This window comes from Marinomonas sp. A3A, assembly GCF_018336955.1.
Taxonomy (GTDB): domain Bacteria; phylum Pseudomonadota; class Gammaproteobacteria; order Pseudomonadales; family Marinomonadaceae; genus Marinomonas; species Marinomonas lutimaris.
On sequence record NZ_CP025532.1, the window covers coordinates 767,291 to 788,260 of the forward strand.

The 20,970-nt window shown below is 42.6% G+C and carries 17 protein-coding genes; 12 read left to right on the forward strand and 5 right to left on the reverse strand.

From position 1 onward, the window contains the following. Positions 1–110 precede the first annotated feature (110 nt). The 11 genes from CYL31_RS03595 (at position 111) to CYL31_RS03645 (ending at position 13,350) form a co-directional block, all read left to right on the forward strand. On the forward strand, positions 111–1,382 hold the full coding sequence (locus CYL31_RS03595; RefSeq protein WP_212917615.1) for an NAD(P)/FAD-dependent oxidoreductase: 1,272 nt from the start codon (positions 111–113) through the stop codon (positions 1,380–1,382). A 188-nt stretch (positions 1,383–1,570) separates the two neighbouring features. After that, the gene (locus CYL31_RS03600) at positions 1,571–2,485 is read left to right on the forward strand and encodes a LysR substrate-binding domain-containing protein (RefSeq protein ID WP_212917616.1); all 915 of its coding nucleotides are present in this window, start codon (positions 1,571–1,573) and stop codon (positions 2,483–2,485) included. Positions 2,486–2,606: 121 nt separating this feature from the next. Further along, positions 2,607–4,136: a 2,3-bisphosphoglycerate-independent phosphoglycerate mutase gene (gpmI, locus tag CYL31_RS03605; protein ID WP_212917617.1), complete on the forward strand. Its 1,530-nt coding sequence runs from the start codon at positions 2,607–2,609 to the stop codon at positions 4,134–4,136. A 7-nt stretch (positions 4,137–4,143) separates the two neighbouring features. Continuing rightward, positions 4,144–5,283 (forward strand): murein hydrolase activator EnvC family protein, encoded by a 1,140-nt coding sequence (locus tag CYL31_RS03610; RefSeq protein ID WP_212917618.1) that lies wholly within the window; start codon positions 4,144–4,146, stop codon positions 5,281–5,283. A gap of 52 nt (positions 5,284–5,335) precedes the next feature. Then, a complete protein-coding gene (locus CYL31_RS03615) occupies positions 5,336–6,622 on the forward strand; it encodes a S41 family peptidase (RefSeq protein ID WP_212917619.1) in 1,287 nt (428 codons plus the stop codon). Positions 6,623–6,686: 64 nt separating this feature from the next. Next, the gene (locus tag CYL31_RS03620) at positions 6,687–7,877 is read left to right on the forward strand and encodes a divergent polysaccharide deacetylase family protein (protein ID WP_249411683.1); all 1,191 of its coding nucleotides are present in this window, start codon (positions 6,687–6,689) and stop codon (positions 7,875–7,877) included. A gap of 476 nt (positions 7,878–8,353) precedes the next feature. Further along, positions 8,354–9,466, forward strand: coding sequence for a branched-chain amino acid ABC transporter substrate-binding protein (locus tag CYL31_RS03625; RefSeq protein WP_212917620.1), 1,113 nt, complete (start codon positions 8,354–8,356; stop codon positions 9,464–9,466). A gap of 109 nt (positions 9,467–9,575) precedes the next feature. After that, positions 9,576–10,487 carry an ABC transporter permease subunit gene (locus tag CYL31_RS03630; protein WP_011978557.1) on the forward strand — a complete coding sequence of 304 codons (912 nt, stop codon included), beginning with the start codon at positions 9,576–9,578 and terminating at the stop codon, positions 10,485–10,487. Further along, positions 10,488–11,762, forward strand: coding sequence for a high-affinity branched-chain amino acid ABC transporter permease LivM (livM, locus tag CYL31_RS03635; protein WP_212917621.1), 1,275 nt, complete (start codon positions 10,488–10,490; stop codon positions 11,760–11,762). Continuing rightward, the gene (locus tag CYL31_RS03640; RefSeq protein WP_212917622.1) at positions 11,759–12,640 is read left to right on the forward strand and encodes an ABC transporter ATP-binding protein; all 882 of its coding nucleotides are present in this window, start codon (positions 11,759–11,761) and stop codon (positions 12,638–12,640) included. Before livM ends, CYL31_RS03640 begins: the two co-directional genes overlap by 4 nt. After that, a complete protein-coding gene (locus tag CYL31_RS03645) occupies positions 12,637–13,350 on the forward strand; it encodes an ABC transporter ATP-binding protein (protein WP_072838944.1) in 714 nt (237 codons plus the stop codon). The genes CYL31_RS03640 and CYL31_RS03645 overlap by 4 nt, the downstream gene beginning before the upstream one ends. A 224-nt stretch (positions 13,351–13,574) precedes the next feature. On the opposite strand, the gene tsaC is transcribed toward CYL31_RS03645, so the two are convergent. From tsaC to glnA, 5 genes are all read right to left on the reverse strand, one after another. Beyond that, positions 13,575–14,132 (reverse strand): L-threonylcarbamoyladenylate synthase type 1 TsaC, encoded by a 558-nt coding sequence (tsaC, locus tag CYL31_RS03650; RefSeq protein WP_212917623.1) that lies wholly within the window; start codon positions 14,130–14,132, stop codon positions 13,575–13,577. Between the two features lie 172 nt (positions 14,133–14,304). After that, the gene (locus CYL31_RS03655; RefSeq protein ID WP_212917624.1) at positions 14,305–14,685 is read right to left on the reverse strand and encodes a DUF3461 family protein; all 381 of its coding nucleotides are present in this window, start codon (positions 14,683–14,685) and stop codon (positions 14,305–14,307) included. A gap of 155 nt (positions 14,686–14,840) precedes the next feature. Continuing rightward, entirely contained in the window at positions 14,841–16,277 is a 1,437-nt protein-coding gene (gene ntrC, locus CYL31_RS03660) for a nitrogen regulation protein NR(I) (RefSeq protein ID WP_212917625.1), read from the reverse strand. Further along, positions 16,274–17,359, reverse strand: a complete 1,086-nt coding sequence (gene glnL / locus CYL31_RS03665) for a nitrogen regulation protein NR(II) (RefSeq protein WP_212918832.1) — start codon at positions 17,357–17,359, stop codon at positions 16,274–16,276. The genes ntrC and glnL overlap by 4 nt, the downstream gene beginning before the upstream one ends. 285 nt (positions 17,360–17,644) lie before the next feature. Continuing rightward, the gene (gene glnA / locus CYL31_RS03670) at positions 17,645–19,051 is read right to left on the reverse strand and encodes a glutamate--ammonia ligase (protein ID WP_212917626.1); all 1,407 of its coding nucleotides are present in this window, start codon (positions 19,049–19,051) and stop codon (positions 17,645–17,647) included. Between the two features lie 353 nt (positions 19,052–19,404). Between glnA and thiI the strand changes: the two genes are divergently transcribed. Next, positions 19,405–20,856, forward strand: coding sequence for a tRNA uracil 4-sulfurtransferase ThiI (thiI, locus tag CYL31_RS03675; RefSeq protein ID WP_212917627.1), 1,452 nt, complete (start codon positions 19,405–19,407; stop codon positions 20,854–20,856). Positions 20,857–20,970: the final 114 nt, after the last annotated feature.

Consider the following 20,970-nt stretch of genomic DNA (forward strand, 5'->3'; position numbering starts at 1 on the left):
GCGCTCGCTTTATAAAGCAAACGCGTTTAATTAAGAAGTAACAGGCGAGATTTTCTCGCCTGTTTAGTTTTGATTATAGGTTTTGACCAGTGTCCTGATGAGGCTGTCTTATGTCTGATAAAATCTGCAATTCTTTATGGCGTGCAAGTTCTCCTGATGCGCCAGTATTAGCGCCTTTAGAAGGGCGTGTTGATGTTGAAGTTGTTATCGTTGGCGCGGGTTTTACAGGCCTTTCTGCAGCGTTGCATCTAGCTAAATTTGGTATTTCTGTTGCCGTAGTTGAAGCGCAAGAAGTTGGCTTTGGTGGATCAGGGCGTAATGTTGGTTTGGCGAATGCAGGTGTTTGGCTGGAACCGGATCAGCTGGATAAAACCATCGGGGCTGAAGCGGGCAGTGTCATGTATAAGGCTTTGGCGGCAGCACCAGATTTCGTATATGGCTTGATTCAAGAATACGATATTCAGTGCGAGCCAGTTCGTAATGGGACCTTACACGCAGGTGTGGGTAAAACGGGTTTGGCTCAATTACAGCGCCGTTATGAGCAAATGAAGAAACGCGGTGCGCCAGTTCAGTTGCTTGATGCGGCAGAAGCACAAGCTCGAATTGGTTCCAGTAAATTTAACTCTGCGTTGTTTGATCCAAGAGCCGGCACTATTCAGCCTTTGGCTTATGCCCGTGGATTGGCTCATGCAGCGCTAAAAGAAGGTGCTAAGCTTTTTGATCAGTCTCCAGTAAGCAAAATAGAACCTGCCGAAAATGGCTGGGTTTTGCATACAGAAAAGGGTCAGGTACATGCTGAAAAAGTCATTTTGGCGACCAACGCGTACAGTGAATTTGGTGTAAAAGAACAAGCACGTAAGTTTGTGCCCATCTTTTATTCACAATTGGCGACCAAGCCGTTAAGTGATACGCAATTAGCCAGTGTCTTACCAAACAAAGAAGGCGTTTGGGATACTTGTACCGTGATGAGTTCCTTTCGCTTAGATAAACAAGGCCGCTTAGTATTTGGTGGCATGGGAGGCGAGGGTAGCGTGTTGTCTAACTGGGCAACTCAGCGCGTCACCGAATTATTCCCGATTTTAAGTAAGGTGGAATGGGATTATTGCTGGACGGGTAAAATTGCCTACAGTGAAGATCATTTGCCTCATTGTCAGCAGTTACAAAAAGGCTTGTTTAGTGTGGCTGGTTACAGTGGTCGAGGTATTGGGCCGGGAACAGTGGTTGGCGCTGAGTTAGCAGAATGGCTATCGGGTCGAAGAGAAAGCCTATCGATTCCAACGACAGTGCTTAGAGATATTTCGTTTCGGGAATTGAAGCGTTTGTTTTATGAGGTTGGTGCCCATACTTATCATCTTGGTCAGCAGTCGCACGCTTTGGATTAGAATGATTACTGCGCTCCCTACATCTTGTGAAAGTTACGGTTAGTTTGGTGCTGGCATAAGTTTACTGCGAATAACTTTTATATTAAAACGCATCTTTATGGTGCGTTTTTTATTTTACTGGTTGGGAATAAGCGTGATATAGGATACAGTTATTGTCTTCCAGTTTTAGCTAATTGAGTAACGCCTACATGCGCCGTTATATCCCATCGTCAACCGCGTTGAAATGCTTTGAGGCTTCGGTCAGGCATTTAAGTTTTACTAAGGCTGCGGAAGAACTGCATCTTACCCAAAGTGCTGTTAGTCGGCAGATTCGTAACCTTGAAGAGTTTTTGTCGCGAGATTTATTTATTCGTCTCAATAAGCGCTTGGTATTAACAGGCACGGGCGCTGCTTATTACAAAGAAGTGGTTCCCTTACTGGATGGCATGGAAAACGCCTGTTTACGCATGCTGCATCGAGAAGATGAAAAAACCACGCTAACGATTTCTGCATTGCCCACCTTGGCGTCCTATTGGTTGATGCCTCTGCTTGCTGAATTTCAAACTGCTCACCCGCAGTTTCAAATTAAAGTTCGTTCCTTAGATGATGCTGCAAAGATTGACCCTGAAAGCATCGATATTATTTTGCACTACGGTGGCGATCATTGGCCTCGTGCTATTTCTCATCAATTGATGAAAGAAAGCGTGGTCGCGGTTTGCTCACCGGAATTATTGGCTCGCATTGGCGACAAGTCATTTGATGCGTGGAACGTTGAAGATGTCACAGCATTCCCTTTTTTACATTTATCATCACGTATTAATGCATGGCCAGACTGGATGGTGGCACAAGGACTAGAAAGTGGTTCCTTTGCTGGTGCTTCTTTCGCGCATTTTCATATGTTGCTCGAAGCGGCTAAAAACAGCATGGGCATTGCTATTATGCCGACCATATTGGCAGAGCGCAGCTTGCAAAATAGCGAGCTGGTGGCGCCTTTCGGTAAAGCAGTTTCGACGCCTCATGAGTATCTTTTGTCTTATCCTGCCGACAAGGCAGATCTTGAACAGGTGGTGATTTTTCGAGATTGGTTATTGGCAAAGCGGAATGAGTTGTCAGCTTCCTATTAGTGGTGAAACAGTCTTTATTAGTGAAATTAATAGTCTGAATAGGAACGCTAGTCTGTAACTAAATTACAAGCCTGTGATAGTATCGAGGCATAATCATGATCAATTTACGGGATAGATTAACATGAACAAAAAAACGACAGCCCTCTTTATCCTTGATGGATGGGGATACAGCGAAACTTCTAAATCCAACGCGATTAGTGCAGCAAACACGCCTAACTGGGACGCGCTTTGGAATAATCAGCCTCATACTTTAATTAAAACGTCTGGTCTTGCGGTGGGTTTACCCGAAGGGCAAATGGGTAATTCTGAAGTAGGTCACATGAATTTAGGTGCCGGTCGTGTGGTTTACCAAAACTTTACTCGTATCGGAAAAGCCATTGAAGACGGTTCTTTTTTTGAAAATGAAGCGCTTGTTAATGCGGTTGATAAAGCTGTCAGTGCTGGCAAAGCGGTTCATATTTTAGGTTTGTTGTCTGATGGTGGTGTTCATAGTCATCATGAGCAAATTATGGCGATGTGCGAATTAGCGGCAAAACGTGGCGCGAAAGCGATTTACGTTCATGGTTTTACCGATGGCCGTGATACGCCGCCTCGTTCTGCTAAAACACCAACGGCTGAGTTAGAAGCTAAATTAGCCGAGCTAGGTGTGGGTAAAATTGCGACTTTAACCGGTCGTTATTATGCGATGGACCGTGATAATCGTTGGGATCGTGTGCAAACAGCTTACGATGCCATTGTTCTAGGCAAGGGCGAGTTTCAAGCTGATACAGCTGAGGGCGCGATTCAAGCCGCTTATGAGCGTGACGAAAATGACGAGTTTGTAAAAGCCACTATCGTTGGTGAGTCTGCACCAGTTCAAGATGGCGATGCGATTATTTTTGCTAACTTCCGTCCTGATCGTGCGCGCCAATTAACTCGTGCTTTCACCGATGCTGACTTTGATGGTTTTAAACGCGCTGTTTATCCAAAACTTGCGTCTTTTGTTACCTTCACTGAATTTGCTTCCGATATTAAAGCCGATGTGGCGTTTCCTCCTATTGCTTTGACGAATACATTGGGTGAAGTGCTAGCCAAGCATGGTAAGAAACAATTACGTATTGCTGAAACTGAAAAATACGCTCACGTAACCTTTTTCTTTAATGGTGGTGAAGAGGCTTTGTTTGATGGGGAAGAGCGTGAGCTAATTCCATCACCAAATGTGGCAACTTACGACTTGAAACCAGAAATGAGCGCGCCAGAAGTGACTGACAAGCTTGTTGAAGTGATCGAAGCGGGTAAATACGACACTATTATCTGTAACTTTGCCAACGGTGACATGGTTGGTCACAGCGGTATTTTCGAAGCGGCGGTTAAGGCGGTTGAAGCGGTTGATGCTTGTTTAGGTCGTATTATTGAAGCTTTGAAAGTGAATGGTGGCCAATGCTTGATTACTGCCGATCATGGCAACGTTGAGCAAATGTTAAGTGACGATGGTGCTCAGCCTTTAACGTCTCATACTATTGGACCTGTGCCTTTGGTTTTGTTCTCTCCAACTCAAGGTTTAGGCATTAAAGAAGGCGCATTGTGTGACCTTGCTCCTACCTTGCTAGATATGATGGGAATGGACAAACCTGCTGAGATGACAGGTGTGAGCTTGCTGACGCGAGCATGAGGCAAGAATGATCTTACTATCCCGTTGTCTTCTTTTGAGTTTGTTTTTGCTGTCCAGCTTCGGCTGGGCGGCAGGTGAACCACAAACTCCGGAGGAGGCTAAACAGCAGATTCAGGCTTTACAGAAAGATCTGCAAAAGCTTAATAGCTGGTTGAAAGATATTAAGTCTGAGCGGTCTGATGTGGAAAAGCAACTTGAAGTCAAAGAGAAAGACATTCAGGAATTGCTTAAAAAAATTCAGAACATTCAAGAAAGCTTAAAAAAAGGTGAGCAGCAGCTGGGAGAATTGAGAGTACAGCAGCGAACACTTCAATTAAGTATTCAACAACAAAATGAACAAATAGCCGCCCAATTAAGGGCGGTTTATCGTTCCGGTAATGAAGAAAGTATCAAGCTATTGTTGAATGGTGATAGCTCTGAAGAAGCTCAGCGCTTGGTGCAATACAATCGTTATTTTTCCAATGCTAGACAGTCGCTTATTAATGGCTTTGTGACCGAAGTGAGTGATTTGAATTTGGTTGAAAAAAGCATTCGTAGCCATCGAGCTCAGCAAGCCAAAGAAGAAGCCGAATTAAAAGCAGAACGTAGCCGTCTTACTGCTCAACAAGCTGATCGACGCAATTTATTGGCTAAGTTAGACAGTGACTTAGCTAAGGGTGATAAACGCTCTAAACAATTAGTACAAGATCAGAAAAACCTACAGGATATGTTGAAACGTCTTGAAGAGGCGCTTGCTGACATACAAATCCCTGATCAAGATGTACCTTTCTCATCACAGCGTGGCAAATTGGTTCGCCCATTAAAAACACTGACTGAATTATCCTCTAATGGCAGTATCAACTTAGGTGGCGTTACATTGCGTGCTAAAGAAGGTGAGCCTGTTCATGCCATATTTTCTGGTCGAGTGGTGTTTTCTGACTGGATGCGAGGCTTCGGATTTTTACTTATTTTAGACCACGGTGATGGTTACATGTCATTATACGGTTACAACCAAAGCTTATTAAAAGAGGTCGGCGAATGGGTAGGGGCAAACGATACTATAGCTATGGTTGGTAGCACTGGTGGTCGTCCTGATCCAGCGTTGTTTTTTGCAATTCGACATAATGGTACGCCATTAAAACCACTTTCTTGGGTGAACGCAGGGTAGTTTACTTTACATACTTAGACCTTAAGCCAGTAAGAAATTCATAGGAAGAAACATGATCAATATTTTGCGTCAACGAATTCCCTTTTTATTTATGGTGTTATTGGTGCCGCCTGCTTTTTCTGCGCAGCCTCCTGTGGATGCTCAGGAAAAATCAAAGTTGCCTACTGCTGAAATTCAGTCTTTTGTAGAAACTTTTGAGACAATCCGGGAAGGTTATGTTGAAGTGATGTCTGATCAAGATATTCTTCATAAAGCGTTGAAAGGTATGGTCTCAGGGCTTGATCCACATTCTGAATATTTTACTAAGGCGGAATTGGTCGATTTTAATGAACTGACATCCGGAAACTATGCTGGCATTGGTGTTGAAGTTGAGATGAAAGATAAACGTCTTACTATTGTGACGCCTGTTGATGGTTCTGCGGCAGCAGAAGCTGGAATTTTGCCCGGTGATGTGATTATTAAGATTGATAACACCTTAATAACGGATCTTGGTATGCAAGATATTGTCACTTTAATGCGTGGTGAAATTGGCTCTAAAGTGACCTTGGATATTGAGCGAAACGGTGAAGTTAAACATTATGAATTAACACGCCGCTTAGTAGAAGATACCAGTGTTACCGATAAATGGTTAGGTGATGGTATTGCGTATTTTCGTATTAGCCAGTTCCAAGGTGATAGTGCGTCAGAGTTTTATCAAGCCATTGATAAGCTTAAGAAAGAAGACAAAATCCAAGGCGTTGTTTTAGATTTGCGTAATAATCCAGGTGGTGTTTTACAAAGTGCTGTTGGGGTTGTGGATGCTTTTATAGATAAAGGCATGATTGTGTATACAAATGGTCGTCACGAATTGTCTAAAAGTCAGTTTGTTGCCACAGAGAAAAATACCCAATTCGATAATGTGCCTGTTGTAGTGTTAGTTAATGAAGGTTCTGCCTCAGCCTCAGAGATTGTCGCTGGCGCTTTGCAAGATCACCAACGTGCCGTGATTCTAGGTACAGAAACATTCGGTAAAGGTTCTGTACAAACCGTCGTCCCTCTTTCGAATGGTGACGCAGTGAAATTAACAACGGCTTTGTATTACACGCCCAATGGCCGTTCTATCCAAGCTCAAGGAATAACGCCTGATTTGATAGTTCCACAGGCGACTCTGACTTTTGATAAGGGGCAATTTTTTGTTAAAGAAGCTGAGTTAAAAGGACATCTGGGGAACGGAACGGGTGGCGAAGAGCGCACCAGTGCTGATGTGAAGTCTGATATTGGTGAGTTGGCTAAAACGGATTTTCAGTTATTCCAAGCAGTTACTATTTTGAAAACGCTGCCTAAGTTAGCGCAGAAATAGTAATTTTTTTGATAAATATATTTTTTTGGTAAAAGCGCGCTTGTTTGATTTTAAGAAATTCCTAGTGGTTATATTTTGTCTGCTCGCCCTTCCTGGGTGTGCGGATGAGTTAAGTCGTACTCTTGATGACTCAGAAGCGGTACCTGTAGATAGGGTAGAGATGCTTGCCCTTGAAGCTGAGCAAGTAACGGAGGAGGATAGCGCGACTTTTTTTGAAGAACCCGTTGTCCTTCCTGAGCATTTAGGGCCCCTTTTAGCACCGCAAGAAGAAGAGCCTACAGAAGCATCAGGCTTTCCAGTAGAATCCTATTTCCCCGTATCGTCTAACAACTCTGTTTCGGTAGATAATTCTAGTGCTACGCCACCGAACACTTCGACTCAATCTAATTCCTCAGTATTGGAAGCTGCTAAGCCATGGACACCGGCGATTGTGCCTTTTCTAGATGCTCCTATTGATTACGAGTCAAAGCCTTTTAAATCATTTCCTAAAGTAGATCAGCAGCCTAATCACTCTAAAAAAGAAGGGGGGCCAGCTAAAATTTTAGCTGTTGATGTTCATCCTAAGATGCCGCGAATAGCCATTTTGATCGATGATTTGGGTTATAACCGCAACGGTATGGATTCATCGTTAATGCTGCCTACCGAGGTAGCTTTGGCGATATTACCCAGCACACCGTTTGCTATGCAGACGGCATTGACGGCGCAGAAACAAAAACGCATTACTCTTCTGCATGCACCGATGGAAAACCAGCGAGAGTTGAAGCTTGGTCCTGGTGGACTGTATGCCAAAATGACGGAGCATGAATTAAAAGAGACTCTGAGTAAGGACTTGGATGGCTTACCAGGGATACAAGGCGTCAACAATCATATGGGCAGTTTGCTAACAACCAAAGCAGACTCGATGAAGTGGGTAATGGAAACCCTTAAAGGTCGCTCACTGTTTTTTATAGACAGTCTAACTAGTCCTAAAAGTGTGGCCAAAAAAACAGCTCAAGACTATGGTTTAGAGACAGTCAGTAGAGATGTTTTTTTGGATAACATTCGCACTGAACAAGCTATCGATAAACAATTTTCTCGTTTAGTAAAGCTTGCAAGGAAGCATGGCAGCGCTCTGGCAATTGGGCATCCATATCCAGAAACTATGGCTTATCTTAAACAGCGTCTTAATCATCTAGAGCAAGATGGTGTTCGCTTAGTTCGTCTATCTGATCTATTAAGTGCTTCCCCATCAGAACCTGCTCTCAGCGACAAATAACCTAGAGATTCTGTTTTTTTTGATAGAGTCGGAGTTTTTTGATAAAAAATCCGACTTTTCACTAATTCATTAGCAGCTGATTTGTACTAAATTATAGTAAGTAGTTATTTTTTAGGATGGGTGTTATACATCTATTTTTGCCCTCTCATTTCGACCTCTTAATCTTTTGCTCCTGCTTAGTGCGACGCCCTCTCTTTGAAGTATAAAAAACCATACAAACAAAAAAAATCAGTGATTAATTTTGCACTTTTTTAGGAATGTAGAGTTTTATCCAAGCTAATTACATTATTTATGCGCACTACTATTGACCAAAGTTTAGTCTGATATTAATGTGTAGCATTATAAAGGTGCACATTTTTTGAATAGTTGCTGTGAAAGTTCCATTATTAATGCCTTTTCTTTAGGGTTTAATTGTTGGAACGCTTCTTGCTTTTGAATAATAACGATAAAACACAAAACGAGTAGAGGCTTTTCTTATGTCAAATGCGGTTGTTAGAAAAACATTAATTTCTCTTGCTATTGCGGGTGCTGCGACACTTGCTCAAGCAGATGTAGTCATCGGTGTTGCTGGCCCTCATACAGGGGCTTATGCGGCTTTTGGTGAGCAATTATGGAAAGGGGCTGAAAAAGCGGCTGCAGATATCAATGCTGCAGGCGGTGTTAAAGGTGAAATGATTAAGCTTGTTAAAGCAGATGATGCTTGTGAGCCCAAACAAGCCGTGTCGGTTGCTAACCGTCTAGTTGACTCTGATGGTGCTGTGGCTGTCATCGGACACTTCTGTTCATCTTCTTCTATCCCTGCTTCAAAAATCTACGAAGAAGCTGGTGTTATCATGGTAACGCCTGCATCAACAAACCCAACACTTACCGACCAAGGTTTGCCAAACGTTTTCCGCGTATGTGGTCGTGATGATCAGCAAGGCGATGTGGCAGCAAGCTACATTGTAGATAAATTGAAAGCAAAACGCGTTGCTGTAATTCACGATAAAGACACTTATGGTAAAGGCCTTGCTGATGCTATGAAGTCAACGCTTAACGCTTACGGCTTGAAAGAAGTTATGTACGAAGGTTTGACTCGTGGCGAGAAAGATTTTAATGCCTTGATTACAAAAATTCGTTCTGTAGACGCGGATGTTGTGTATTTCGGTGGTCTTCACTCTGAAGCTGGCCCACTTGTTCGTCAGTTGCGCGAGCAAGGCTCTAAAGCAATCTTCATCTCAGGTGATGGCATCGTATCTGACGAGTTTGTTTCAGTTGCGGGTTCACCTGAATACGTAGACGGTGTATTGATGACATTTGGTGCGCCACCAACATCTTACCCATCTGGTAAAAAAGTCATCCAAGAGTTCCGCGACGGCGGTTATGAGCCAGAAGGGTACACTTTGTACTCTTACACTGCGATGCAAGTTGCTGTTGCAGCTCTAGCTAATAACAATTTAGATCCAATCAAAGGTGCTAAGTGGTTGAAGACTCATTCTGTTGACACCGTAATGGGTAAGAAAGACTTCGACGAAAAAGGCGATTTAACTGTTTCTGATTACGTTATGTATGAGTGGGATGCTCAAGGTAAATATCACGTAGTAGACTGATTTTTATTTAGTTCTTACATTTCAGTAATAACCGACTCATGTTTACCAGCCAAGGATTGCGCTGGTAAACATGCTCTCTATATTAAAAAAATTCCCACGAGGTCTTACGATGGATATCGTTCTCCAGCAGTTGGTAAACGGTCTTACCCTTGGTTCTGTTTATGGACTCATTGCGATCGGTTACACCATGGTGTATGGCATTATCGGCATGATTAACTTCGCCCATGGCGATGTTTACATGGTATCAGCTTATATCACCGCTATTGCTCTAGCTCTTTTAACTTTTTTCGGTATCGAATCTTTTCCTATTATTCTTGTCGGCACGTTGTTTCTTACTGTTGCCGTTACTGGTGCGTACGGGTGGGTGATTGAGCGTATTGCATACCGTCCACTGCGCAGCTCTAGTCGTTTATCTGTATTGATTTCTGCGATTGGTATGTCACTGATTTTGCAAAACTATGTGCAGCTTAGTCAGGGCGCTAACCAACAAGGTGTGCCGACTCTTTTAACCGGTGCATTGCGTTTTCACGTAGGTGATGGTTTTGTGCAGATCACTTACATGAAATTATTGATTTTGTTTATTTCCATCTTAGGCATGGGTGTTCTCACCTATGTTATCCAAAAAACAAAATTGGGCCGTATGTGTCGTGCTACTCAGCAAGACCGAAAAATGGCGTCTATTTTGGGTATAGATACTGACAAAGTTATCTCAACTGTTTTTGTTATTGGTGCTGTTATGGCGGCATTAGCTGGTGTGCTAGTTACGCTAGATTACGGTGCATTTGATTTTTATGTCGGCTTTATTATTGGTATTAAAGCCTTCACCGCAGCAGTGTTGGGCGGTATCGGATCTTTACCTGGAGCCATGCTAGGTGGGCTGATTCTTGGATTGTCCGAGGCTTTGTTTGCTGGGTTGATTAGTTCTGATTATAAAGATGTATTTTCATTCTCTTTATTAGTTCTCATTTTGATTGTTCGCCCAAGTGGCCTTCTCGGCAAACCTGAAGTGGAGAAAGTATAAATGAGCCAAGCTGTAGGAATAAATTTTAAGAAAAGTAGTATTGATGCCCTGATTGCCGGTTTTATGGCTCTTGTCTTGTTCGGCCCGATTGTCGGTGTTGTGCTAGATGGTTATGGTTTTAATACGGAATTTGTACGGGTAGCCTGGATGGTCGCCGCTGTTGCTGTTGGTCGTTTTGTTATGTCTAGTTTCTTTCAGACAGAAAAAGGCATCGCAATGGCTTTTCGTTATGCGAATAATGATGAAGGTGTAGAAGTTCTTAAGCCTGGACATAAGTCTAAAATGGTGTGGATTATTCCATTGGTGATAGTAATTGGTCTTTTAGTGCCTTTTATCGCATCAAAATATGTCCTTACCGTTGTTATTCTTGGTCTGATATACGTATTGCTAGGTCTTGGTCTTAATATAGTTGTCGGATTGGCTGGCTTATTGGATTTGGGTTTTGTTGGCTTCTATGCCATTGGAGCTTACGGTTTAGCATTAGGTTATGAAAACCTTGGGCTTGGCTTCTGGTCAATGTTGCCGATTGCCGCGCTAATGGCCGCGGTTGCAGGCGCTATATTAGGCTTTCCTGTATTGCGAATGCATGGCGACTATTTGGCGATTGTTACACTAGGTTTTGGGGAGATAATTCGTCTTATTTTGACTAACTGGGCGTCTTTCACTCACGGACCAAACGGTGTTTCAGCGCCATTGCCAACTTTCTTTGGATTGGAGTTTAAGCGTCGATCCAGTGAGGGGCAAACCTTCCACGAGTTTTTTAATATTCCTTATGATTCTGCTTATAAATACATGTTCATTTATATCGTATTGTTCGCGGTTGTGTGGGCTGTACTTTTTATCAAGCATCGTTTGGTGAAAATGCCAATTGGCCGTGCATGGGAAGCGCTTCGTGAAGATGAAATAGCGTGTCGTTCATTAGGTTTAAACCATGTATTGGTGAAACTTTCTGCCTTCATGTTAGGTGCATCAACTGGCGGTTTAGCTGGCGTGTTTTTTGCGACTTATCAAGGTTTTGTTAACCCTTCTTCGTTTACTTTCTTCGAGTCTGCTTTGATTTTGGCAATCGTGGTATTGGGCGGTATGGGATCCACATTAGGTGTTGTAATTGCCGCTTTCTGTTTGACTGTGTTACCTGAAATGCTAAGAGAATTCGCAGAATACCGTGTCTTGATGTTTGGTATTTTGATGGTAGTGATGATGATTTGGAAACCTCGAGGTATTGTTCGTGTTACTCGAACAGGTTTTGCTGCGAGAAAAGGGGTGGTTAAATGAACCAAGAAAATATTTTAGCTGTTGAAAACTTGGTGATGCACTTTGGTGGTATTAAAGCGCTAAATGATGTGACTTTTGATATCAAGCGCGGTTCTGTATCGGCTTTAATTGGGCCAAATGGAGCGGGTAAAACCACTGTGTTTAACTGTCTAACAGGGTTTTATAAAGCGACTGGAGGTAAGATTCTTTTGTCGGCTGGCGGCAAAGAGACCAGCATTATTAAAGTGCTTGGCGAACCATTCCAGGTGACTGACTTTTTTTCTCCATTCGCATTTTTTGCTCGTCTTAAGTACAAAATGTTTGGAGGATCGCATCTTGTAAACCGTGCAGGATTGTCTCGTACTTTCCAGAATATCCGTTTATTCAAAGAGATGTCGGTAGTAGAAAACTTATTGGTTGCTCAGCATATGCGAGTAAACCGCAGCTTGATTGCTGGTATTTTGAATACGAAATCTTATAGAAAAGCTGAAGAAGAAGCCTTAGAGCGTGTCTTTTATTGGTTGGGTGTTGTGGATCTTGTAGATTCAGCTAACCGCTTGGCCGGAGAGCTTTCTTATGGTCAACAGCGTCGTTTAGAAATTGCTCGTGCTATGTGTACCAATCCTGAGATTGTTTGTTTGGATGAGCCTGCTGCAGGTTTAAACCCGTCTGAAACAGAAGCTTTGACCAAGATGATTCGTGTATTGCGTGATGAGCATAATACAACAGTATTATTAATCGAGCATGACATGGGGATGGTGATGGATATCTCTGATTACATCGTTGTGTTGGATCACGGTGAGGTAATTGCAAAAGGTGGTCCTGATGACATTAAGAGTAATCCAAAGGTTATTGCTGCTTACCTTGGTGCAGAAGAAGGCGAGGAGGTAACTCTATGACTACATTGATGGAATTTAAAGACGTTGACGTGCATTACGGCCCAATCCAAGCCTTGAAGAAAGTGTCTTTGACTGTGACCGAAGGTGAAATTGTAACTCTAATCGGAGCAAATGGTGCGGGTAAGTCTACCTTGCTGATGTCTATTTTTGGGCAGCCGCGCATTTCTTCTGGTGAAATTATTTATCGTGGCGAAGATATTTCGCAAAAATCGGCTCACTATGTGGCGTCACATGGTTTGGCTCAATCCCCAGAAGGTCGTCGAATATTCCCTAGCATGTCAGTAGAAGAAAACTTGCTGATGGGGACGATTCCAATCGGTATGGATCATGCTGAAGAAGATATGCAGCATATGTTTGAGTTATTTCCTCGACTGTTAGAACGACGTAATCAGCGTGCCTCGACTATGTCTGGTGGCGAGCAGCAAATGCTTGCCATTGCGCGTGCACTAATGAGTCGCCCAAAATTGCTTTTGTTGGATGAGCCTAGTCTAGGTTTGGCGCCAATTATCGTTAAGCAAATTTTTCAGATTCTGAAAGACGTGGCAAGTACGGGGATGACAATCTTCTTGGTTGAGCAGAACGCCAATCACGCGCTAAAACTAGCTAATCGTGGTTATGTAATGGTGAATGGTGAAATTCGTATGACGGGAACTGGTGCGGAATTATTAGTTAATCCTGAAGTGCGTGAAGCCTACTTGGGTGGTCATTAAAAGCATCTCAATTACGATTTTTTCTGTAGAAGTGTTTAATTCTACTGTTTAGATAAAAGCCACGTTTCATTTATACAAATAATGAAGCGTGGCTTTTTTATAATTGTGGATAAAAATAAGGCTTTTGCACAGGAAGTTCGCTGAACGTCGTGTTTTAAGCTGTTTTTTAGCTATATCTGAGTGACGGTCTAATAAAATAAGAAAGGTTTAGGCTCTAATAAGGTTTAGGCTCTAAATAGTGTATCCGTCAAAATGTCTCGAACCTGTGAAGGTTGTGACGCTTCTCCGAGCGATGCATCAAAAATCGCATCTACTGTCTCACCAAAATACGCGTTCACTTCTTCTGCGCTCATGGCAGGCTCCAACCCTGCAGGATTCGCGGAAGTGGAAACAATAACCCCTTTAAAAGCTGCACACAGACGCTGTACTGGCTCATGTTGAGATAGACGTATTGCTACGCTTTGGTGTTCGCCTCTGACCCAGCTTGGAGTGATCGTTGTATCTGGAACAACCCAAGAGGTGGGTGTTTGATTACGGCTTAATAAGCGCAGTGCTGCTTTAGAATCTAATGTATTTAACCAAGGAGATAATTCCTCTTGTGCGCCCGCTACTAGAATGAGTCCCTTTGATTCTGGACGGGATTTAAGAGTCAAAATACGCCTTACTGCCGATTCATTGAACGGATCACAACCTAATCCCCAAACAGCTTCAGTTGGGTAAGCGATGACACCACCTTGTCGGATGATATCAGCAAGCTCTTCTACGGACGTTACAAGATGCATATAAATTGGCTTATAAAAATATGAAAAACAAAAAACGCAGAGGAATGGATTGTAGCGGGATTTTTAAAATGGGGCTAGCAGGATGCCTTGCAATTAATGACCTAAACGCCATGTTTTAGCCGATAGAAAAGCATTCCTGCTAGTGAGCCTATAAATAGACTTTTTAACTCTGTTATTGCATTGAATCGATTTTTTCTTTGATTTCGCTGATTTTGCTATTCACTACTTTTTCTAAGTGTTCTAGTTCTTTAATCAAGTCAGCTTTTGTTGCTTTAGTTTCGTGCTGTTTGCCAACAATTTGCTCTAGCTCTTCCATTGCACGTAAAACGATAAGAGAAGGCTCTTGTACTTGTCGGTAAGTCTGTTGACCGCCATCCGCTAATACAGTTTTGGTTGAGCGACCAAATTTGAATTTTTTGCTTTTAGGAAGTAATGAGCCTTTTTCACGACGGTAATAAATTTTTAGTACGTCGTGTCCGCCTTCGTAACGCAAAGTAAATTTTTCAATGTCCTGTATGCTTGTGATACCCATGGACTGAAGTGTTGGATACATAACTATTTTCCCGTTTATTAATGACCAATTAGTTGTCTTTAATTAGTAGGGGATTGCGTTCGTAAAAGCAAGTCAAAAATGGCAGAAAACTGAGATAATGCAGGCAAATTGCATATAGTTTTGCCTGCATTTATTTTCATGCATCTCAACTGATGCTAATCCTCATCTTGCTCAGCGTGGTCGATATTCAACTCTTTAATTTTACGAGTTAACGTGTTGCGCCCCCAGCCCAATAACAAAGAAGCATCACGGCGGCGTCCACCAGTATGAGCAAGTGCTGTCTCTATCATGATACGCTCAAACTTTGGTACAGCTTGGTCAAGAATACCTTTCTGGCCTGTTGCCAATGTGCTGTCCACCCAGTTTTTAAGGGCTTCCTCCCATGAGGCGAACGGTTGTTCGTGAGGAACGGCAGCAAGTAATTCTGGTGGTAAATCTTCCACCAAAACTTCACGGCCTGATGCCATTACAATTAGCCAACGACAGGTGTTTTCTAATTGGCGAACGTTACCTGGCCATTCAAGTTGAGTAAGGTAGTTTTCGGTTTCTTTAGTGAGTTGTTTTGGTTCAACGGAAAGTTCGTCCGCCGCACGGCTTAAAAAATGGCGAGCAAGTTTTGGAATGTCTTCGCGACGCTCAGCTAATTTAGGCAAATGAATACGGATGACGTTTAGGCGGTGAAATAAATCTTCACGGAAAGAGCCTTTTTGTACCAAGTTTTCTAAGTTCTGGTGTGTCGCAGCAATGATACGAACATCAACTTTTACTGGAGTATGACCACCAACACGGTAAAACTCTCCATCGGCTAAAACGCGTAATAAACGAGTTTGTGTCTCAGCTGGCATGTCACCTATTTCATCTAGGAAAAGTGTACCGCCGTTAGCTTGTTCAAAGCGGCCACGACGTTGAGTATTGGCTCCCGTAAATGCGCCTTTTTCATGACCAAATAACTCAGACTCGATTAAGTCGTGTGGAATGGCTGCCATGTTTAAAGCGATAAAAGGATTGGCAGCTCTAGGGCTGTGGGTATGTAGTGCTTGTGCAACTAGTTCCTTACCTGTTCCAGATTCGCCGTTAATTAAAACGGTAATATTTGAATTTGCAAGACGGCCAATAGCTCGGAAAACTTCCTGCATAGCTGGCGCTTCGCCAATGATTTCTTTATCAACTTGTGGCTCTTCTTCTGCCACTTCCATGTTATCAGTGCTAGGTCTGGCGTTACGGTGATGCAGCATGGCACGCTTAACAAGACTAACTGCTTCTTCTACGTCGAAAGGTTTAGGTAAATATTCAAAAGCACCACCTTGGTAAGAAGCAACAGCGCTCTCAAGATCTGAGTGCGCTGTCATAATAATAACAGGTAAATAAGGGTGATCTTTTTGCAATTTTTCGAGCAGTTTTAAGCCATCCATGCCTGGCATGCGTATGTCGCTGATAATGGCACTTGGTTGCTCTTTATCAATCATGTTGACTAGATTTTCTGCGGAATCAAATAAACGACATTGGATTCCCTCTTGCTCTAATGTCTTCTCTAATACCCAGCGAATAGAACGATCGTCGTCAACAATCCATACGGTTTCTTCTGGTGTCATGAGTGTTTCTCCTGGTCTTGGACTGTCGTCTCAATGGGAATTAATATATTAAATTCGGTCATTTTCGGGTAACTGTTGCATTCAACAATGCCATGGTGCTGATGAATAACGGATTGTGCGATGGACAGTCCTAAGCCTGTTCCATCGGCTCGTCCGCTGACCATGGGGTAAAAGAGGGTTTTGAGAATGGCTTCTGGTATACCTGGTCCATTATCAATAATACTGATTTTACACACTAAGCGATGGCGTTTAGAGCCAATAGTGAATTGACGCAATGTTCGGGTCACCATGTGAATCGTTTTATGGTGATTATCTTCATCATCCATTAGGGCTTGCATGGCGTTTCTGGTGATATTCAGCAACGCCTGTATTAACTGAGATTCGTCACCAATCAGATCTGGAATACTTGGATCGTAATCACGAATCAGTTCAATTTGATTCTCTGTTTCAACGGAAATAAGCTGTCTAACACGCTCAATTACTTTATGGATATTGAGTGATTTGTTTTTAGGCAGTTGCCTCGGCCCTAACAAACGATCGACAAGGTCACGTAAACGATCCGATTCTTCAATGATTACTTGTGTGTAGTCGTTTAGGGCTTCGTCAGTGAAGGCGCGACTAATCAATTGTGCCGCGCCACGAATTCCACCCAATGGGTTTTTAATTTCATGTGCTAAGCCGCGAACCAGCTCTTTGCTGCTTTCATGATTCGCTATGATTTCATCTTCTTGTGAGATGCGTTTCATTCTGTCGCGTGGGTACAGTTCTATAATGAGACTTTCGGTATCGCTTGATGTCCCCATTATTGGTGTGACGGTATAGTCACAAAAGAGTTTTTTGCTGTTGCTACATTCAATTTCAGCCTCACGTTTAGTAAACGGGTGGCCAGATTCTATTGCTGCATACAGAGCTTGAATACTTTCTTCGTTTTCGCGAAAAGCGGCGCCAATATCATTGCCATAAATTCGGCGTCGGCTCACCGCCAGCAACATTTCGGCTGCAGGATTTAGATACTCGATCTCAAGCTTGTCGTTCAGTTGAACAACCGCAGTAGATAAATGGTCTATTAATAAGCTATACACAGACAGTGCCTCTCTATTGACTCCTGCTTTTATGGTTTCCTTGAAAAATAGTTGCAAAAAGCGAACCAACATTGGGCAGTCCGAGATAGCTTATTTATTAAGGCCTTTGTATTAACTATAAAAGTTTAATGCACAATTATAGTGCATGTAGGTGTTCGTGTTTATTTTTGTGCAAAATAAATCAACGGATAAAAAAAGATTGGTAAGAAAAGTGTTTAAATAATCGTAAAAAAAAAGCCCCGAACTAGGTCGAGGCTTTCGTGTTTTACTTAGCGGTCTAAAATATTAAGCGCTGTAGTAAAGTTCGAACTCAAGTGGGTGAGTCGTCATAGATACGCGACGAGCTTCGCCAGTTTTAAGTTCGATGTAAGCATCGATCATGTCATCAGAGAATACGCCGCCTTGAGTCAAGAACGCGCGATCTTCGTCTAGGCACTTAAGCGCTTCTTCTAGGCTGCTAGCAACCTGTGGAATGGCATGAGCTTCTTCAGCTGGAAGGTCGTACAAATCTTTGTCTGCAGCATCTCCAGGGTGAATCTTGTTTTTGATGCCGTCGATACCAGCCATCAACATAGCTGCGAATGCTAGGTATGGGTTAGCGGTTGGATCAGGGAAACGAGCTTCAATACGTTTGCCTTTAGGGCTTGCAACGTATGGGATACGGATAGAAGCAGAGCGGTTACGCGCAGAGTATGCAAGCATTACTGGAGCTTCGAAATGAGGAACAAGACGCTTGTAAGAGTTAGTTGAAGCATTAGTGAATGCGTTCAATGCTTTAGCGTGCTTGATGATACCACCGATGTAGTAAAGCGCCATTTCAGATAGGCCAGCGTATTGATCGCCAGCGAATTGGTTTTCGCCGTTTTTCCAGAAAGACTGGTGAACGTGCATACCAGAACCGTTGTCACCAACGATTGGTTTAGGCATGAAAGTCGCAGTTTTGCCGTAAGCGTGAGCTACGTTGTGTACGCAGTACTTAAGAATTTGAACTTCGTCTGCTTTTTTAACTAGCGTGTTAAATTTAACACCGATTTCGTTTTGACCAGCAGTTGCTACTTCGTGGTGATGCACTTCAATAACAAGGCCCATACTCTCCATAGCGTTACACATAGCGCCACGAAGATCGTGATGAGAGTCAACTGGTGGTACTGGGAAATAGCCGCCTTTTACGAAAGGACGGTGGCCCATGTTGCCGCCTTCAAATTTCTTGTTAGAAGACCAAGCAGCTTCTTCAGAGTTGATTTCTACAGAACAACCTGACATGTCTGTTTTCCATTTAACATCGTCAAAGATGAAAAATTCAGGCTCTGGACCAAAGAAAGCTGTGTCGCCAAGACCTGTCGACTTAAGGAACTCTTCTGCGCGAAGGGCAACAGAGCGAGGGTCGCGGTCATAACCTTGCATAGTAGAAGGTTCGATGATGTTACAACGAACGATAACAGTTGATTCTTCAGTGAAAGGATCGATAACGGCAGTATCATCTTGAGGAGACATGATCATGTCAGATTCGTTAATGCCTTTCCAGCCAGAGATAGATGAACCATCAAACATCTGGCCGTTTTCAAAAAACTCTTCATCTACCGTAATAGCTGGAATAGTTACGTGTTGCTCTTTACCTTTAAAGTCGGTAAAGCGAAGGTCAACCCACTTCGCGTCATGCTCAGCAATCAAGGCAAGGGTCTTGTTTGACATAGTTGTTCTCCAGTCGTAGTTAAAGCGAAATTATTTTTCGTTGTAAAAGGTGCTTTAATATTTAATACAAAGCGCCATTTGTCGAGTTATTTATCAAACAGATAGTAAGCATAACTTGTGCCAGAATTTTGTGCGGACTAACAATTCCTTATATTACAATAAGATAAGTGCTTTTTATTTTGTGGTGCACTTAATCGTAGCTAAATCCAGCCTTTAAAAAAGCTAATATGCACCATATTTGATCATCATTTTTGCTTTTTGTTCTATGTTGGTGCGCATTTAGCGTTTTCGTATCTACTGGCTTTTCTTTATACTATGCGCCTTTCCAATATCCGGTATAAATCGCACCCTCTATGAAATTTATTGTTAAGTTCTTTGCAGAAATTACTATTAAAAGTCGTCCAGTTAGAAAGGCTTTTATTAAACAGCTTCGACATAATGTTAAGTTGGTTCTTAAAAAACATGATGCCGATGTTGTTGTTTCTGGCAATTGGGATTTTATTGAAGTGTTTTCCGATAGGGATGAATTACGAGAAGACTTTATACAGGCTTTATCTAATATTGCCGGCATTGCCCATTTTCAGTTCGTCCGCGAATTTCCATTAGTAGATCTGGATGACATTGTAGAACAAGCCATCCTTTCTTATGGCGATGTTATTAAAGATGCGGTGTTTGCCGTTCGTGTCAAACGTGTTGGTCATCATGACTTCACATCAGTTGATGCAGAAAGACATATTGGCGGATGCTTAAAAGCGCGTTGTGGTGCCTTGGCTGTTCGCTTAAAAAATCCTGAAGTATTAGTGCCTATCGATATTCGTGATAATCGAGTGTGGATGATTGAACAACGTGTTGAGGGCCTTGGTGGTTATCCGCTTGGGTCGCAAGATTCAGTGTTGTCGTTAATGTCTGGTGGATACGATTCTACCGTGAGTTCCTTTCTGACCATGAGTCGAGGATTGAAGACACACTTTTGCTTCTTTAACCTTGGCGGTGATGCCCATGAGATTGGGGTAAAGCAAGTCTCTAACTTCATTTGGGAAAAATACGGTTCAGCGCTTAATGTTAAATTTATTACTGTGCCTTTCGAGGCGGTTGTTGGTGAAATTTTAACTAAAGTCGATAACGCTGAGATGGGCGTGATCCTAAAACGTATGATGTTGCGAGCAGCCTCTCAGTTAATGTCAGAAGTCGGAGCAAAAGCCTTAGTGACGGGCGAAAGTGTTGCTCAAGTATCCAGCCAAACCTTGATGAATTTAAAAGTCATTGATCAGGTGACGGAAGAGTTAGTGCTTCGTCCTTTGATTACCACGAATAAGCAGGTCATCATAGATAAGGCTATTGAAATCGGAACTGCACCATTTGCGGCCAGTATGCCTGAATTCTGTGGTGTTATTTCTGTCAAACCAACCACTCGCGCTAAAATGCATCGTGTAGAGAAGCAAGAGTCTAATTTTGATTTTGCTGTATTAGAGCGCGCGATTGAAAACGCCCAGGTCATGTCTATTCAAAATGTAATGGACGATGTGGCGAAACAATATCAGGGTGAAGTGCCCGTTGTGCGTATGCCAGTGGGTGATGAAGTGATTATTGATATTCGCCATCCTGATGAAGCAAGCAACCGACCTTTAAAAGTAAGTGGTCGTCCTGTCAAAGTGATTCCATTTTTTGCACTAGAATCTAATTGGGCTGAATTAGAAAAAGATGTGACGCATTTGTTGTACTGCGGCAAAGGTGTCATGAGTCGTATGCATGCTTCTTACCTTTTAGGTAAAGGGCATGAAAATATAGGTATTTACTTACCTTAATAAGTACTAATGAACGGTAGCATTTTTGTAGTATATGAATGTTATCGTTTTATATGAATGCGCATTGTTACCCTATTGAAGTATTTTTGTGGACTTTTTTTGTCACTTTAATGG